The organism is Jatrophihabitans sp. GAS493 (assembly GCF_900230215.1).
Lineage (GTDB): Bacteria > Actinomycetota > Actinomycetes > Mycobacteriales > Jatrophihabitantaceae > MT45.
In genome coordinates this window covers 1,489,195-1,503,061 of record NZ_LT907982.1, presented here as the reverse complement: position 1 = coordinate 1,503,061, position 13,867 = coordinate 1,489,195, and the positions used below count along the sequence as shown (strand labels likewise).

Genomic DNA, 13,867 nt, shown 5'->3' with positions numbered 1-13,867 from the left:
GTTAACGGCAGATGGCAGAGCGCTCACAGACATGACAAACCCTGACAAATGATGCAGAACGGCCGGGATGCTGAGCCGCGAACTGAGCGGCTGGACTCAGCGGAGGGCTGAGTGGCGGGCTCAGTGGCGGACTCAGTGGAAGAAGGAGCGCGAGCCGTGGTGCGCGAGTTCGAGGCGGGCCAGCTCGGGGTCCCCGGCGGCGATCACCTCAAGAAGCCTGCGGTGACGCAGGGCGCCGTCCGACGGTGAGCGCTCGTCGGCCTCCCGGCGCAGGTTCGCCGCCATATACAGCTGCAGTTTCAGAATCACCGGTTCGTAGGTGAGCGTGAGTTGCCGACTGCCGGCCAGCCCGACCAGGGCCAGGTGAAAGGCCCGGTGGGCCTGGCTGGCGGCGAGCCGGTCTCCGGTCTCGGCGGCGGCCGACATCTGCTGCAACTCGGCGGCCAGCATCGTCACGTCCGGCTGCCCTTTTGAGTTGCTGATGAGCTCACCGATGGCGAACTGCTCGAGCGCGTCCCGGACGGCGAAGAGTTCGTCGAAGTCGCGCTCGGAGAGGGTGGTGACCCGCACGCCGCGGCGCGGAAGGTGGTCGACCAGTCCCTGCTCGGCCAGCAGCCGAAGGGCTTCGCGCACCGGTGCCCGGCTGATGCCGAAGCGGCGAGTCAGCTGCTCTTCGACGAGACGCTCCCCCGGCTCGAGTGCGCCGCTGAGGATCTCCGCGCGCAACCGGGAAAGGGCCAGATCGACGAGACTCAGCGATGCGAGCTCACCTTCTGGCTGCACGTCGGTTGGGGAGGCCATCGCTCAAGCATGCCTCAGACGACCCGTCAGGCGAGTCAAGGGACGCCGACGCGGCCAGTCGACGGGCTGATATCTCAGCTCGCGCTCAGACGGCGCAGCCGTCCGGGCCGCAGCTCTCGTCGGCAGCGTCGGGCGACCCACCGGCGGCGGACGCGGAGACCATGGTGAGGGCACGGCTGTCGGCCTGGGCGCGGTTCAGGGCCTGGAGGAAGACCGCCGCCGGCTGGGCCCCGGAGATGCCGTAGCGACGGTCGATGACGAAGAACGGAACTCCGCTCACCCCGAGTTCGGCCGCCTCGGCCTCATCGGCGCGCACCGCGGCTGCATAACGCTGATCTTCCAGGGCGGCGCGGATCTCGTCGGCATCCAGACCAGCCTCGACGCCCAGCCGGACCAGCGTCTCGCGGTCGCCGACCGCTTCACCGTCACTGAAATGGGCCTGCAGCAGCCGATCCTTGACCTCCTGCTGGAGGCCGTGGGCCCGCCCGAGATGCACGAGCTGGTGGGCGTCGAAGGTGTTGGCCGGGACGGCCTTCTCGAAATGGAAGTCCAGGCCGACCTCGGCCGCGGTGGCCGTCATGGAATCGAGCATCTTCGCCGCCTGGTCGCGCGAGGTGCCGAACTTCTTTCCGAGCCGCCCGGCGTAGTCAGCCGGCTCGCCAACCGGGCTCGACACTGTGCCCGGGTCAAGCTCGAAGCTCTTCCAGTCGATCTCGACCGGCTCCCCGGTCGCCGCAAAACTGGTCAACGCCTCCTCGAAACGGCGCTTCCCGACGTAGCACCAGGGGCAGGCGATGTCCGACCAGATCTCAACCTTCATGGATGGAGTCTCTCCGCTTTCGACGTCGTTGTTCGGACTCTCGTCCGGATTACCTGGGCTTCAACGCCGCGAGGGGCGCCGGGCATTCCGGGCGGGTTCACTCTGGCCGAATGAGGCTCGCACGAGGGCCGGGGCGCAGCGTCGTAAGTGCTGGCACTCAGACGTGGAGGACAGGTTGTCGCAGGTTGCATCGCGCAGGCTTCTCGGTGGTGGTGCGGCCTTCACGCTGATCGCCGCTTCCGTTCTGCTGCCCCCGAGCTCGGCCGATGCCGCGCCACCGGTGCCTAGCTACGCCACCGCCTGCGCAGCCCCCACGAGAACGATCTCAGGCGGGGGGTCGCAGTCGCTCCAGGTAGCCGTCGGCGAGGTCGTACTGCTCACCGGTGGCACCTACACGGGCGGATCCAATGACTTCCCCAGCGGCGCCGTCCTCTGCGTTTCGGCCAACGCGACCCTGGCCCCCAGCTATCTGAACAACGCCGGCGGCGCCGTCTACAACCTGGGGACTGCGACCTTCCCCTCGGCGGCCGTCCAGGGCAGCTTCATACTGGAGAACGAGGGCACGGCGTCATTTCCCCAGGGCGTGAATACGAACGGGCCGTCCACGCTGGAGAACCGGGGGACGCTCACCGTCGGTACCAGCATCTCGATCTCCGGCGGTGCGCAGCTGTTCAACGACGGCACGGTGACCGTCGCCGGGGGCGTCAACCTCAACGGAGGGACGGTGCTCGCCAACACCGGCGTGATTACCGTCAACGGTGACTCCACGGTGAACGGGGTGGTCGCCAATACCGGAAACATAACGGTGACCGGCCGGTTGACGGTGAACGGCGGCAGCACGCTGACGAACTCATGCCGTCTCACGGTGGGCTCGGATCTCACCAATGGCGGGGCGCTGAACAACTCCGGCGTGATCTCTGACCTGACCGGACAGCTGCAGAACAACGGTCGACTACGCCAGGACCCGCCTGGCGTAACGGTCGGTCGCGACTTCGGCAACGACCAGAGCGTCACCGGCTACGGGAGATACCGGTTCTCCGGCACCACAAAGACGCAGGGAACCTTCGTCGGCGACTCGCCGAGCGCGCCTATCGTCGTACAGGACCTCACCCCGACCGCCGGGCGCATCTTCGACACCCAGAACGGCACCGTGGCCAACGCGGTCAGCGGAACCGTCTCCGACCAGCTCATCAATGCCCAGCCGGTCGACTGTGCCGGGGCGACGCCCAGCGCAGATCTGCAGGTCAGCAAGACCGGGCAGAGCACGACCAGTGCTGGCGCTACGGTCAGCTATAGCGTCGTAGCGACCAACGCCGGCCCGGGCACTGCGCTCGGCGTGATCGTGCAGGACCTGCTTCCACCCAACCTGGTCAACCCGGTGGCCTCCGACGGCGGCGTCATCGCCAGCGGGGTAGCCACCTGGAGCATCGGATCGATGGCCAACGGCAGCACCCGGACCTTCACCATCAGTGGCACGGCGCCCGCCACCGGACAACTCACCGACCACGCGTCGGGCACCACCACCAGCAACGATCCGATCAGCAGCAACAATGACGGAAGCAGCCCGGCCGCCTCGGTAACCACGGTGATTGTCCCGGCGCCTCCGCCCAACCGGCCGCCGGTGATCGGCAACACTTCGGACTCGACGGTTGCCAACGTGCCGCTGTACCGACTGCTCGCCTTCAGTGATCCGGATCCGGGGCAGGTGGTCCAGATCGAAGCCACCACGCCGCCTGGCTTCGGCACAGTCCAGGTCAGTTCTGACGGCTCCTACCGTTACGTACCGCAGCAGGACTTCACCGGACGGGACAGCTTCGGCGTCCGGGCCTGCGACAACGGGTCACCGCAGCTATGCACGGCGGCGACGGTGACGGTCCTCGTGCTGCCGGTCGCCAGCGACAGCACCCAGACGATCGACCAGGGAACCACCCTGGTGATGAACGTGTCGGCCAACGACATCGGAACGACTGGGGCAGCGACGATCGTGCTTCCCACAACGAACGGCGCCATCACCGTGCTGGCCGACGGCACCGTGCGATACGTTCCGGACCCGGCGTTCGTCGGCACCGACCTGTTCCGCTACTCGGTCTGCAGTGTGCAGAGCGCGGACGTGTGCGTTAGTGCGCAGGTGACGATAAACGTGGTTGCGCTGCCCAATCGGCAGCCGTCGGCTGAGGACATCGCGCTGGCCACGCAGACCGGGCGGACGGTCAGCGGCCGGATAACTGCCACCGATCCCGACGCCAGCCAGACCCTGACGGCAACACTGGCCGCTGGACCGGCCGCCGGCTCCGCGGTCGTCCAGAGCGATGGAACAGTCGCCTACACACCGTCCGGTCAGTTCTCCGGTCGCGATCAGTTCACGGTCAGCTTCTGTGACGACGGGAGCCCCTCGAAGTGCGCCATCGGCACGGTGCGGGTCAATGTCAGTCCGAGTGCGGCCGACGACGCCTCCACCACGAAGGTCGATACCCCGGTGTCGATCGAAGTCGGTGCGAACGATGCCGGCACGGTCGGGGCGCCGTCGATAGCAAGCTCGGCTAGCCACGGAACGACGACCGTCGAGGCTGACCACACGATCACCTACCGGCCTGCGAATGGCTACACGGGCAGCGACACTTTCACCTACGAGATCTGCAGCGTCCCCGATACCGACCTCTGCGACACCGCCCGAGTAACCGTGCAGGTTGACGCGCTGCCCAATCACGCCCCGGTGCTCGGAGGGCAGACCCAGCGCACGACGGTCAGCGTCCCGGTCGGCGGACAACTCGTCGGGGCCGACGCCGACGCCGGTCAGTCACTGACCTACTCGGCCGCCTCGACGCCGGCCCATGGGACGGTGACCGTGTCGGCCGCCGGGGCTTACACGTACACCGAAACCGACACGTTCGTCGGGCGGGACTCCTTTCAAGTGAAGGTCTGCGACGACGCGACGACACCGCTCTGCGCAACGGCAACGGTCTCCATCGACATCTTTCCGATCGCGTCGGCGGCTAGTACGGCCCTGAACGTCAACAGCGTCGTCACCGTCGTGCCGAGCATTGTCGGAGACGTGGGTGCACCGTCTGTCGCCACCCAGCCCGGGCATGGCACGGCGTCAGCAACTCCGGGTGGGATTCTCTATACGCCGGATCCGGGATTCGTCGGACTGGACAGCTTCACCTACTCAGCTTGCGATGCGGCCAGCGGGACCTACTGTGATTCCTCACTGGTCGCTCTGGTTGTCGATCCGATTCTGATCAACGACGCTGTGACCACGCTGGCCGGGCAGAAGGTCGTTGCCACCGTTGAGGCGAACGACATCGGCACGCTCGGACCGCCGGTGATCATCACCCCGCCGGCGAACGGAAGCGCCGTGATCGGCAGCTCCATCGACTACACACCCACCGGCGCATTCACCGGGCACGACACGGTGGGCTACCAGCGCTGCTCGCCGGTGAGCCCGACCGTCTGCGGCATCGCGACCTTGTCCATCCGCGTGCTGCCCGACACCCGCGACGATTCGGCCTCCACGGTCGACGGGGTGCCGGTGACCATCGACGTCAATGCCAACGACGTCGGCGACGCCGAATCGGCGACGATCTTCCGACCGCCGACCAACGGAGACTTGACGTTGGAGTCGGACGGCAGAATCACCTACACCCCGACTGGCGGGTTCATCGGGACGGATAGTTTCACCTATCAGCGTTGCAGTCTCGGTGCCGATCAGCTCTGTTCGCTTGCCGTCGTCTCGATTGACATCACCGCAGCCCCCCCGACACCCGTTCCGCCGACCCCACCCGCACCGACACCGATCGGGCCGGCCCCGACGCCAAGTTTCGGCGTCGACCCGATAGCCATCGGACCGGACGACGGATCACCCGGCACCGGAGGCGACGACACGCTCGCCACCACTGGGCCAACGGCGCCGATCGATGCGCTACTGGAGTGGGCTCTGGCATTCGGGGTGGCTGGGCTGCTGGCCCTGGGAAGCGCGACCGTGCTCAGACGGCGGCGCCGCTAGTCGGCGCTCGCCCGCTCTGCGAGTTCGACGCAGCGATCGGCGCATTTGGCCATATAACCCCGCCAGATCAGCCGCACCAGTAGTCGAACCGCCGGGACCGCAGCACGGTTACGTGGGTAGAACGTGTACGTCCAGTGGAACCCCGAGCCGTCCGGTGCCGGCTGGAAGTCCCACTCCCCTATCGCGTGGGTGGCCAGCGGGCCGAGGGCGTTGGAGAAGTGGTCCACCCGGTAGCCGAAACGACGCCCCGACTCCCACTCCAGCACCTCCTCACGGGCGCTGGTCCCGTCGGTGAAACGTATTGTTCTCACCGAGCCGGGCACATCCCAGGGCCCCGTGTTTCCCTCGGTGTGGGAGACGGCGGGGATGAGCAGGTAGCGGTGCAGCACCTTGGGCAGCACATCCTCCTGTACCACCTCGTCGAAGAGTTGCTGGACGCCGACCCGCGAGGTGCGGGTGACTGTATAGCTGACTGTGCTGACCATCGATTCCCCCGGATCGGTCAACCGGTTGGCCTTCGACTCGCCAACCTGAATGCGTGCATCGTTGCCGGACTGAACAGCACAAAGCGAACGAGCTCGACTGATGTCTCGGCACCGCCAACGGTGGCGAGCGCGATGCGCGCGGCGTCATCGAGGGGCCAACCATAAGCGCCGGCGGAGATCGCTGGGAAGGCCACCTGCCGGGCAGCGAGTTCGTCGGCGACCCGCAGTGAGTTGCGGTACGCCGCGACCAGCAATGACGAGCGATCCTGTCGAGCCGAGTAGACCGGCCCGACGGCGTGAATGACCCATCGGGCGGGGAGCTCTCCACCGATGGTGGCGACAGCCTGCCCGGTCGGTAACCCCTTGGGGTACGTCGTCGCCCGCAGCTCCCGGCAGGCGGCCAGAATCTCACCACCCCCGCGCGCGTGAATGGCACCGTCCACTCCGCCGCCGCCGAGGAGCCCGGAGTTCGCCGCATTGACCACGGCGTCGACGTGCTGATCAGTGATATCACCCGCGACGAGCTCGATCTCCATAGCGGCAATCTTGCCGCAATTCGTCCGGGTCTGGCCGACCACATCAGTGATCACCGCCCGATCTGGCCGAAGACGTCATGGGCAACACCGACGACGATGGGCGCGATGCCGAGACAGACGAAGGCCGGGAGGAAGCAGAGTCCTAGCGGCGCGATCGACCAGACCTCCGCCCGCGCAGCACGGGCGGCGGCGACACTTCTGCGCCGGCTACGTAACTCGGTCGCGAGCTGTTCGAAGTCGTCGGCCAGCCGTATCCCGCTCTCGGCGCTACGGATAGCAGAGCGGGCGATCTCGGCGAGAGTCGGATCATCACTCACTCGCGCCCAGGCGGTGGCCGGATCGGCTCCGAGTTGAAGCAGCCGCCCAACCTGCTCCAACGACACTGCCAGCGGTGGCTCGCCGACATCGGCGACCAGCCCGAGTGCGACCGAAAGCGGCTGCCCACTTCTCAGCACCGCGGCCAGCAGGTCGACCGTGAGCGGTGTCGACCGGTCGGCGACCAACGCCGGATTCCTCCTATTTTTGCTGATGTTCAGGCGGTGCTGGCGATCCAGCCGATCAAGCGTGAGAACCACGATCGCGCCGACGATCGACGCCGCCACGACTCCAGACGCGCCACCGACGACCAAGAAGGCGGCCACTGCCGAGGCGGCCCCGACCACAATGGGCGGAGTCAACCTCCGTCCAACGGGCGGCCCCGTGGTCCGGCCTTGCGTGCGGAGGTCGCTCGACACTGCTCCTTGGGGGCGGGCGGTGGGGCGGCGGCTGGACCAGAGCAGCAGGGCCGCCGCGGACCAGATCGCCGGCACAGACCAGCCCGCCCGCACCGACCAGCCCGCCGGTACAGACCAGCCCTCAGGTACGGACCAGGCCGTCGGCACAGACCAGGCCGCCGCAGCGATCAGCACCGGCTTGCCGCCGCCGTGATGCGTCCGGTCCAGGCGACTCCGGCCAGCTCTAGGAGAACCCCGGCGCAGCCGAGAAGCTGGCCGGGAACCGAGCCGGTGAGCACGCTGATCGGTCTGGCCCCAACGGCGGAGCCGAGTACCAGGCCGAGTACCGGGAGCGTGGCCAGCATCATCGCCGAGGCGCGGGGACCGGCCACCGCGACCTGGACCGCCCGCTCGATGTCCCCGGCATCCCGCAGATCCGCCTGCACCCGTCCGAGCACCGTCGCGATAGGCGCTCCGGTCGCCTCGGCGAGACGCCAAGCCGCGGCGACGGGCCTCAGCAGGGCAGTCGTGTCATGGGCCAACAAGACCTCGGCCACCTCCTCGCCCTCGCGGGCCGAAGCCTCGGCCGCGGCGAAGGCGGCACTGAGTGTCGCCGAGCGCCCGAGCGCCGGCCGCACAGCCTCAAGTGCATCGGCCGGGCGGCTGCCCGCGAGTAGCTCCCCTCGAAGTGTCGCCACCGCGGCCAGCAGCGCGGAGCGGTCACGCGCCACCTGAGCTGCCTGTCGGCGCTTGCGCAGGCAACTCATCAACGCTGCTGTGGCGGCCGCGGCGGGCAGGCCGAGAAGTCCGCCCCCCAGTGCGACTACGACGACGAGAACGACCAGGCTTGCGCTGAGGATTGCCGGCCGCCAAGCTCGAGGTCGTGGCTGGATCATCAGCGATTCGAGGGCATACCGTCGGCCCAGCCCGGGTTCATCGCGCGCCAATCGGCCACTCAGCGTCAATTTCCGCAGGCGAGCAAGCGCCGGCGACGAGGTCGGCCAACAGAGGCAGCCGGTCGCGGCGAGCCCCAACGCGGCGACCGGAGCGCTCAGCACCGCAGTAGCTCCGGTACCGCGACGCCACGAGCGAGGAGGCGCCGGGCCAGCGTGTCCGCACCGTGCGGATCGATCTGACCAGGATCTCCAGAGCCAGGACCTCCAGAGCCAGGACCGAATCCGACCGAAGCGGACCCGATCGAAGCGGACCCGATCGGAGACGACCAGACCGGAGTCACCACCGACTCGGCGCCGGCCCGCTCCAGCACCGACACACTCTGTACGCGCCGCTCCCGGCCGACTCGCTGCAACTGAACTACCACGGAGAAGGCGGCAGCCAATTGCCGCGTGACAGCCTCAGCCGACAATCCGGCCAGTGAGCCCAACGCGATCAGTCGGGCCGGTACGTCCTCGGCCGAGTTCGCGTGCAGCGTCGCGGCTCCCCCCTCATGGCCGGTGTTGAGCGCCAGCATCAGTTCAGCCGTCTCCGCGCCTCTGAACTCGCCCACGACGATGCGATCCGGGCGCATCCGTAGCGATTGCCGGACCAGATCGCGCAGCTCGACCGCGCCACCTCCCTCGACGTTCGCCGTACGGCAGAGCAACCGCACCACGTGTGGATGGTCGATCACCAACTCGCGGGCATCCTCGATCACGAGCAGGCGGTGCGCGGGATCGGAGTTAGCCAACATGGTCCCTAGGAGGGTTGTCTTTCCAGATCCCGTCCCGCCCGCCACCACGAAGGCCAGCCGAGCGGTCACAACTGCGCGGAGCAGGTCGCCCAGAGCGTCGTCGACCAACTCATGAAGTCCGAAGCTGCGCCGCCCGAGTACCCGCAAGGAGATGATCGTGTGCGGGCTGATCGGCGGGATCACGGCATGCAGTCGAGTGCCGTCGGCCAGCGCCGCATCCACGAAGGGCTGGGCATCGTCAAGGCGGCGCCCCGCACCGGCGGCCAGTCGCTGCGCGAGCCGGCGCACCTCGGACTCACTCCGGAACTCTGCCGCCGCCCGCTCCAACCCGGCACCCCGGTCGAGCCAGATCTCATCGGGGGAGTTGACCAGCACGTCGGTGGTCCCAGCAACGGCGAGCAGGCTCTCCAGTGGACCCGCGCCGGCGAGCTCGGCCGCGACCGATTGCGACAGATCAGCGAGCACCCGCTCATCGGCGATCATGGAGGCGTCGTCGAGCAGAAATGCGGCTATCTCACCCCCTTGGGTGGCGTCTGGCTCGGCCGCCAGGCGTTCCCGGACCCGCTGCAGCAGCTCGACCTCAGCCATGACGTGTCACTTCAGCGACGGCGGGAGCGGCCACCGCCAGGAGGCCGTCCCAGATTCCGGTCGCGATGCGATCCATGCTGCGCGGAAGGTGGTCGGAGTCGAAGGGAAGGGACAGATCGCCCCCGTCGGCGGCCGGTAGCGAGCCGATCAGCGGTGCCCCGATCAACGCCGCGACTTCGGCCGCGGCCGGGGCGGTGCGCATCCGACGCACGACGATGCCCAGCGGCGCGGCCAGTCCATCGTCGGCCAGGGCAAGGGCGACGGTGCGGGCCGCGGTCACCGACGCGACATCGCAGCGCGTCACCAGACAGACGAGGTCACATGCCGCGAGTGCGGCCGAGCGCGGAGATGAAGACCAGCGGCCGAGTTCGATGGCGACCGGCCCGATCTCGGCCGCAGCCGGCAACAATTGCTCGACATTCTCGGCACTTGGCAGCAGGTCGGCGGCGAGCACGGAGACCGGACCCCACCGGGGCAGGCCGCCGGCGAGCAGGGACGGTTGCAGGTAGCCGCCCGCCAAGCGCAGACCCGACCAACGGGGACCGGGTACTCCCTCCACGCCCAGCAGGACATCAATGCCACCTGCAACCGCCTCCAGATCGACGAGGACACTCCGTCCCGAGTGCCCACGCCGTGCCCCGACGGCCGACAGCACCGCCGTAAACAGACTCGCCCCGACCCCGCCTCGACCGCCGACCACTCCGACAACCGGGGCGATCGTCGGGCCGGCGGTTTGGCTCTGGGACTCGGTGATGAGCTGCATGGGCTAAGCAAACACGGCAGATTCGTGCCACAGGGCGATTCGCTTCCGTCTGTGGACAACCGTCCGGCCTGTGGATGAGACTGTCGCTGGTGGCGCCGAAGGTCGTCCCAGCAGTGCCTCGGCATTCATTGCCTCTTCGGTCCCCAGCTTCGTCCAGGCGTGCAGGTCTGTACTCGGCGAACTGGCCGAACCAGTCCGGTCTGCGCCAATCGAAGGGTAGACACCTCGGCGACTCCGAACTGATCGGTGGACCAGCAGTTTTGGCTACCGGTCAGTGCTCGGAAGGCATCCCCATCGCTGGATCGGGCGCTCAAGATCAGGTCAGCCGTCACCCCATCACCCTCTCGCTCAGCAACTGCGGCCTCTCCAGCGTCGTACAGACACCGGCGGGCCACCGAAATAGTCGCGATTCCGGCGTCGGATCTCGTCTGGCATCGTGAGGAGGGTGACCGAGTTGATTGCACTACTGCGAGGCGTCAATGTCGGGCGGGCCAACCGGATCTCCATGGCCCAACTCCGCGAGCTGATCACCGACCTGGGCTACCAGAATCCGCGAACCCTCCTGCAGAGCGGAAACGCAGTCTTCGAGGCGACCGCCGGCCAGGCCAAGGGCTGCGCCGGCAAGCTGGAGAAGGCACTTAAGGAGCAGGCCGGAGTGAGCTCCACCGTCGTCATCCGAACGGCGGCCGAACTGCGTCAGGCGATCGCCGCCGACCCCCTCACCGACATCGCGGTGGACGGATCCAGGCACCTCATCGGATTTCTTCAGGACGCCCCGACCGCGGCGGCGGTCAAGCAGCTCAACGCCCTCGACCTCCCTCCGGACCGGATCGCCGTGCGCGGAAAGCACGTCTACCTATGGATGACCGACGGGGTGCTGAAATCCCGGCTCTCCAAGAGCGGCTGGGAGAAGATCGTCGGCACGCCGGTCACCGCGCGCAACGCGAACACGGTCCGTAAACTCGAGGCGATGCTCGGCTAAGGCGGCAAGCCGTGTGCAGCTAACCAGCGTGGCCACCGGTCGGCCGCGCAAAAGGTAGGCGTAGCTGACCAATCGTCGCGCGTCCACAGGACACCGCCAGCCTCCATCAGTATCGTGAATCCCGTGGCACGAGCAGCGGCGTTCTTCGACCTCGACAAGACGATCATCGCCAAGTCGAGCGCCCTCGCCTTCGGCAAGCCCTTTTACCAGGGTGGGCTCATCAATCGCCGGGCTGTGGTGCGGGGCGCCTACGCCCAGTTCGTCTTCGCCCTCTCCGGGGCCGATGAGGACCAGATGGACCGGATGCGCGACTACCTGCAGGCCATGTGTGCCGGCTGGGACGTGGCTCAGATCCGCGAGATCGTCGGTGAGACGCTGCACGAGATCATCGACCCCATCGTCTACGACGAGGCGGTGACGCTCATCGGCGAGCACAAGGCCGCCGGACGGGACGTGGTGATCGTCAGCTCGTCAGGCTTTGAGGTGGTGGCCCCGATCGGTGCCATGGTCGGAGCAGACGACGTCCTCGCGACCCGCATGGTCGAGCAGGACGGCAAGTACACGGGGGAGATCGAGACCTATATCTACGGCCCCGGCAAGGCCGACGCCATGCGGGCCCTGGCCGAGCAGCGAGGCTATGACCTCTCCGAGTGTTACGCCTACTCCGATTCGGTCACCGACACTCCGATGTTGGAGGAGGTCGGGCACCCGTTCGCGGTGAATCCGGACCGGGCACTGCGCAGAATCGCCACCGAGCGCGGCTGGCCAGTCCTGGTCTTCTCCAACGCCGTGCCGCTACGGGCTCGTCTCTCGGGTCTGCGCCCGGCCAACAGCACCGCAACCGCCACCGTTGCCGTCGGCGCCGTCGCCGCCACCGGACTGGTCTGGTATCTGGCCAAGCGGCGCAGTGGGCGCAGCTAGCCGATTTCGCGGCCCTGGCTAGCGAATTTAGCCGCTGCGACACGCCGAGTGGCTATTGCCCGCACCGACTACTGGTAGTCCAATAGCAACTACCGATGAGGTTCGTCCATGGCGGTACCGCCCCCAGCGAAACTCACCGGGACGAAGGACCAGGGCACCCACGCGGCGATCGCACCACGCAAGGTGAGTCGACGCGGACCAGCACCGCCGCAAGCCCGCGTCAGACATAAAAGATGCACGCCTGGTAACCCAGCTTCTTCGTCTCAACGGCGTCGCGATCCACGGTCGCGGCGCCGTTTCATGCGTGCGCCTCAGCCGAAGGTCGTCGGCTTCAACGGCCACGCCGGCAGGTTGCGAATCAGCATCCAGACAAACGACAGCGCCACCACCGTCATCCAGACCGGCTTCGGAATGGCGACCGGCGGCTCACCTCGACAGTTGGCCCGTACCGACTTTGCCCCGTAAAACACGAGCAATGGGGCCAGCATGATCAGGAAGAGATTGTCGTGCAGCATCGAGTTGAACTGCAGGTGCATGGTGTCGTGGGCCAGCCGCAGGCCACCGCAGAGCGGGCAGTCCAACCCGGTGACGAGCTTCGTCGGGCAGGGCACCATGAGCGCGTGCCGATCATGGGGATTGGCGACGGTGAGGTAACCGGTGGCCAGTAGCAGGCAGCCACCCATCGCCAGATACGAACGCCGCGTACGGCGCAGCGCAGCGGCATTCGGTTGGACGGCGCTCACGTACGACCCCCTCTCCGCGGCGAAAGTTGTGGCAGCCGGTGGCTGGTCCAGTATCGCTCAGCCCCGGGCGATGGCCTCGCAGATGGCGGTCGTCTCGCGGGCTCCGGTGACGACCGCTTCACAGCAGTGCCGAATCCAGACGCCGACACCGGCCGGCGTCGACGTCCGGTAGGCAGCCAGGGCCTCGATGTACTCCTGCTCCAGTTCCCGGTGCCCGGCCTCGATCACCACCAGGGAATTGGGGTCGAGGCCCCGCTCGATGAGGGTGAGCCGGTTCGCCACCCGGGCTACCACGCCCGAGGCGGGGGCGAAGGCGTCCAGTGAGAGCACCTCGGCGTGCACGATCGCGCCGACCACCACGGCCGGAGCGGAGGTGGCGGCCAGCACGTCGGCCAGGATGTCCAGCCGGGTGGAGGCGAGCTCGCGCGGGCGACCGAGCGTCTCGCGATCCTCGACCAGGTCGGCGGCGGCCAGCACGTGCAGCCGGGCCAGCACCTGCCGCGGCGCCCGGGTCCAGGTGTCGGTGAGGGTGCCGATCGCGGCCTGCGCCCGCAGCGCGCCCTGCAGGGTCGGATCGCTGACCACCGGCGATGTCCCGGCGCGCACATCGTCCAGCGAGAGCTTTGCACCCGACAGCCAGGCCGAGGCCCAGGCCCCGCGCAGCGAAGACTCAGTCGAGACCTCCGTGGATTTGCGCCGCAGCACCCGGTTGTTGAGGAGGGTGTCCACCGCGTTGCGGGCGGAGTCGACACCGGCCGCGACGCCGGGCAGGTCCATCAGTGGTGCGAGCGGGTCAGTCACGATGAACCAGGGTAGGCGATT

At 67.9% G+C, this 13,867-nt stretch carries 13 protein-coding genes; 3 read left to right on the top strand and 10 right to left on the bottom strand.

All coding sequences use genetic code 11. The features are described from left to right. Positions 1 to 132: 132 nt before the first annotated feature. A complete protein-coding gene (locus CPH63_RS06855) occupies positions 133 to 801 on the bottom strand; it encodes a GntR family transcriptional regulator (RefSeq protein ID WP_096302186.1) in 669 nt (222 codons plus the stop codon). Between the two features lie 85 nt (positions 802 to 886). After that, the gene (locus CPH63_RS06850) at positions 887 to 1,621 is read right to left on the bottom strand and encodes a DsbA family protein (protein WP_096302184.1); all 735 of its coding nucleotides are present in this window, start codon (positions 1,619 to 1,621) and stop codon (positions 887 to 889) included. Between the two features lie 175 nt (positions 1,622 to 1,796). Here CPH63_RS06850 and CPH63_RS06845 point away from each other — a divergent pair, with 175 nt between their 5' ends. Beyond that, positions 1,797 to 5,624 (top strand): Ig-like domain-containing protein, encoded by a 3,828-nt coding sequence (locus CPH63_RS06845; protein WP_172892174.1) that lies wholly within the window; start codon positions 1,797 to 1,799, stop codon positions 5,622 to 5,624. On the opposite strand, the gene CPH63_RS06840 is transcribed toward CPH63_RS06845, so the two are convergent. The 6 genes from CPH63_RS06840 to CPH63_RS06815 all read right to left on the bottom strand — a co-directional run bounded on the left by CPH63_RS06840 (position 5,621) and on the right by CPH63_RS06815 (position 10,399). After that, complete coding sequence (locus CPH63_RS06840) at positions 5,621 to 6,109, bottom strand: SRPBCC family protein (RefSeq protein WP_157749346.1); 489 nt, start codon at positions 6,107 to 6,109, stop codon at positions 5,621 to 5,623. The two genes, CPH63_RS06845 and CPH63_RS06840, sit on opposite strands and share 4 nt — an antisense overlap. A gap of 17 nt (positions 6,110 to 6,126) precedes the next feature. Continuing rightward, positions 6,127 to 6,645 (bottom strand): O-acetyl-ADP-ribose deacetylase, encoded by a 519-nt coding sequence (locus CPH63_RS06835; protein WP_096304991.1) that lies wholly within the window; start codon positions 6,643 to 6,645, stop codon positions 6,127 to 6,129. A gap of 50 nt (positions 6,646 to 6,695) precedes the next feature. Then, positions 6,696 to 7,322, bottom strand: a complete 627-nt coding sequence (locus tag CPH63_RS22120) for a type II secretion system F family protein (protein ID WP_157749345.1) — start codon at positions 7,320 to 7,322, stop codon at positions 6,696 to 6,698. A gap of 224 nt (positions 7,323 to 7,546) precedes the next feature. Beyond that, complete coding sequence (locus CPH63_RS06825) at positions 7,547 to 8,416, bottom strand: type II secretion system F family protein (RefSeq protein WP_096302176.1); 870 nt, start codon at positions 8,414 to 8,416, stop codon at positions 7,547 to 7,549. Then, positions 8,410 to 9,636 (bottom strand): TadA family conjugal transfer-associated ATPase, encoded by a 1,227-nt coding sequence (locus tag CPH63_RS06820; protein ID WP_096302174.1) that lies wholly within the window; start codon positions 9,634 to 9,636, stop codon positions 8,410 to 8,412. Before CPH63_RS06820 ends, CPH63_RS06825 begins: the two co-directional genes overlap by 7 nt. Continuing rightward, positions 9,629 to 10,399 carry a hypothetical protein gene (locus CPH63_RS06815; protein WP_096302172.1) on the bottom strand — a complete coding sequence of 257 codons (771 nt, stop codon included), beginning with the start codon at positions 10,397 to 10,399 and terminating at the stop codon, positions 9,629 to 9,631. Before CPH63_RS06815 ends, CPH63_RS06820 begins: the two co-directional genes overlap by 8 nt. A gap of 445 nt (positions 10,400 to 10,844) precedes the next feature. On the opposite strand from CPH63_RS06815, the gene CPH63_RS06810 reads away from it, so the two are divergent. After that, on the top strand, positions 10,845 to 11,381 hold the full coding sequence (locus tag CPH63_RS06810) for a DUF1697 domain-containing protein (protein ID WP_157749344.1): 537 nt from the start codon (positions 10,845 to 10,847) through the stop codon (positions 11,379 to 11,381). 123 nt (positions 11,382 to 11,504) lie between these two features. Next, entirely contained in the window at positions 11,505 to 12,302 is a 798-nt protein-coding gene (locus tag CPH63_RS06805; protein ID WP_241895831.1) for an HAD family phosphatase, read from the top strand. Positions 12,303 to 12,613: 311 nt separating this feature from the next. Here the strand turns inward: CPH63_RS06805 and CPH63_RS06800 are convergent, their stop codons facing one another. Continuing rightward, a complete protein-coding gene (locus CPH63_RS06800) occupies positions 12,614 to 13,045 on the bottom strand; it encodes a DUF2752 domain-containing protein (protein ID WP_157749343.1) in 432 nt (143 codons plus the stop codon). 57 nt (positions 13,046 to 13,102) lie between these two features. Next, on the bottom strand, positions 13,103 to 13,846 hold the full coding sequence (locus CPH63_RS06795; protein ID WP_157749342.1) for an oxidoreductase: 744 nt from the start codon (positions 13,844 to 13,846) through the stop codon (positions 13,103 to 13,105). Positions 13,847 to 13,867: the final 21 nt, after the last annotated feature.